At 32.7% G+C, this 2,832-nt stretch carries 1 protein-coding gene; it reads right to left on the reverse strand.

The window, feature by feature from the left end:
* Window positions 1-395 precede the first annotated feature (395 nt).
* On the reverse strand, window positions 396-2,681 hold the full coding sequence (locus OCV81_RS17560; RefSeq protein ID WP_148331121.1) for a protein kinase domain-containing protein: 2,286 nt from the start codon (window positions 2,679-2,681) through the stop codon (window positions 396-398).
* Between the last annotated feature and the right edge of the window lie 151 nt (window positions 2,682-2,832).

Genomic DNA, 2,832 nt, shown 5'->3' on the forward strand with positions numbered 1-2,832 from the left:
GGGATGAACGGATATAAAATTGTGCTTTTAAAGGCTATTTTTATGCTTTATAGGCTACCGGAATGTGAACGGGTATGCTCCGGAATATGCAGCTAGTGAAATCTCATTCCAAAATTAGATTTCTGTCTATTGGTTAAAGACAGAATATTTCGTAAAATAATAAAAATTAAAACTTTCCAGATTCTCATAATTTAAAATATGTTTTTACAAGACGATTATAACTTCTCTGTAGATGAAAACTTGGAATTGCATAGAATTGAATGGCTACTGTTTCCGACTTATGCAAAGGATTTTATGGTGTTCATTCGTATTTTCTAATTTAATAAAATGGCTAGCCATATACAAACTTAATTTATGGAAAGTGACTAGTCTTATCCACTATTATATTGAAAAACTTAATACAATTTTACAATTTCAGATAATAAATCTTCTACATTATTCCATTGATTGGTATCACAATGTATGTGATGCCCCAACCTAAGGTATTCGAGCCAACAGGCCAACATATCACGATAAGTTTCATCTAAAGTATCGAGAGAAGAATATCGCCCTACATAATTATTATAGCCTCCCCATGATTCGTTAGATACAGGATAAAGAAATCCAATATGTCGAATATCGGTAGGAAGGACATGCGCATATCCATCTTCATCAATCACGAGTTGGTTACCTCGTCTATCATCAGCATTCCTCATTTCATTTTTAATCTCTTCTTTCGTAAAAAGATGATGCGGCTTACCTATCATACAAAACTCTATATCAAAATGACATTTTGTGTTAAGATTTGATGTGTCATATCCTTTACATTTATTTTGAATTGAATCATTAAGGCAATTAACTATGCTAATAGCTACATCTCGATCATAAACCTGATACTTTTCCAGACTCTCATCATTTCCTTCACGAATCTTTCCATCTGAACAAAGATACCATCCTGAACTATATAGCCAAGAACTATAAGAGCCAAATTTGAATTCAAAACTGAAAGCGATATTTCCATTTTCCATTTGTTCTTGTATAAATTCTGAAAAATCCCATAATTTAAAAGACTCTTTTATAAAATCGTCAGGTTTAGGTAATTTCTTCTCATCAACATTTATCTGTAAACATAAGTTCGGTTGCCTTTCCGGATATGGATGATCACCAAATTCATGCATATTCAATATTTCTTCCTCTTTGTAACCTTTTGAAACGCCATACGCTATTTCTTTTTGCATTCGTTCAAAATAATTACGCAACTCTTCGTTACCCATCATAGCATGACGCCCATCATAAGTAGAAGGTATCTGATTATATGGACTCAATTTCATTACAATAAGGAACTTTCCTCGTATAAATCTGTTTACAATCTTGTAACCCATAGGAAGCGGTACCCCTGAATCATAATCATATACACCATATACAGCATCATCAGCTTTAACATAATGTCCAGGAGTATCTTCTACAAGAAGTTGATCACCGAATCTTGATACAGGAACTCCATCAATTGGCTCTACATTTTCTGCTTCAATGAAGAAATAATTCCAACGAGAATCTTGGAATGATTCAAAATATAATGCTTTAGGCTTTATGACATTAATACCTCCTTTTGTATAAATATATATAAACCCTGCTTCTGGAGCAATATCTGCATAAGAAAAATCCAATCCTCCACTTTCTGGCAATAGCATATGATTCATTGCAGAAGAAGATGCTAAGATATTAAGTACTCTAACAATTGCTGTAGGATCTTGGTATTCTGTTCTAACTGGAACACCATCTCTAAAAATACGATTAGCGACAAACCTCCATTCATTCAATTCCTTTTTTAATCTATCACTATAAGAACTTAACCATTGTGAAAGGCAGTTCCCGAATTGTTTTATATCAGGACGAGCTTTCGGGTCATTTGCAGTTCCTTGGTAAAGTAATTCTTCGATTTCTACAAGATATTCATTCTTTAAATGATCATAAAATCGTAATCCATGAGTTTGATCTATTGATGAATACTGTCCATCAAATCCTTTTTCATCACCAGAGAGAATCATCCAAAGAGTTTTAGCCAATGAATAAACATCTGCTTTAGAACCATCTGCACCCTTAGGATTGCGCTTCATTTCTGGAGCAATTGTAAAGATTGCCCCTAATCCTTTATCATTACGAGTAAAATTATTATTGTCAGGAAATTCCACAAGTCCAAAATCACCAAAGCAAAGACGTTCCTTATAATAATATATGTTATCTGGTTTAATATCACGATGATGTATTCCAAGATCATGAAGTTTCCCTAAAGTTTCTGTTAGATCTATGAATCCTTTTATGACAGTGGTTATCCAAGAAGAGTAGTCGATTTTATTTATTTTGTACGGATCTTCTGTACATTTAGTCCGCATATCATTTGACCATTTCATTATTGGAGTAGCAATAGGCATAACGTACCAATAATTATCTAAATCGAAATCAAGAATCGGCATTATTCCAGATATACTAGCATTATCTTTCATTATCTTTACCTCATCAAGAAATCGTTGTTCTTTTTCTTCACTTCGTACAGACAAATACTTTAAAGCTAGCAATTCTTGCGCATTTAAAGGGATAACAGCAAATACTTTTGCATTGCCGCCTTCACCTATCATTTCGTCAAGCTTATATTTCGCTTCAATACTTTCTTTTTGTTTATTTGTTTTTCCTTTTGAACCCATTTAATTTTATTGAATATGGTTTAAATTATAGATTATCATTTATATAATTTGCATCACTACTGTCCACTAAAAATGGACAAGGTTAAAAGTTAAATAAATTCGGTTCACTTGAACCATATCGGTCTTTGACATTTTTGAAATTCGATTTGTC

Origin of the sequence: Phocaeicola fibrisolvens (assembly GCF_025567125.1) — a bacterium.
Lineage (GTDB): Bacteria > Bacteroidota > Bacteroidia > Bacteroidales > Bacteroidaceae > Phocaeicola > Phocaeicola fibrisolvens.

Excerpts from the sequence above, each read along its gene's own strand:
- OCV81_RS17560 (WP_148331121.1), bottom strand. The coding sequence starts at position 2,681 with ATGGGTTCAAAAGGAAAAACAAATAAACAAAAAGAAAGTATTGAAGCG.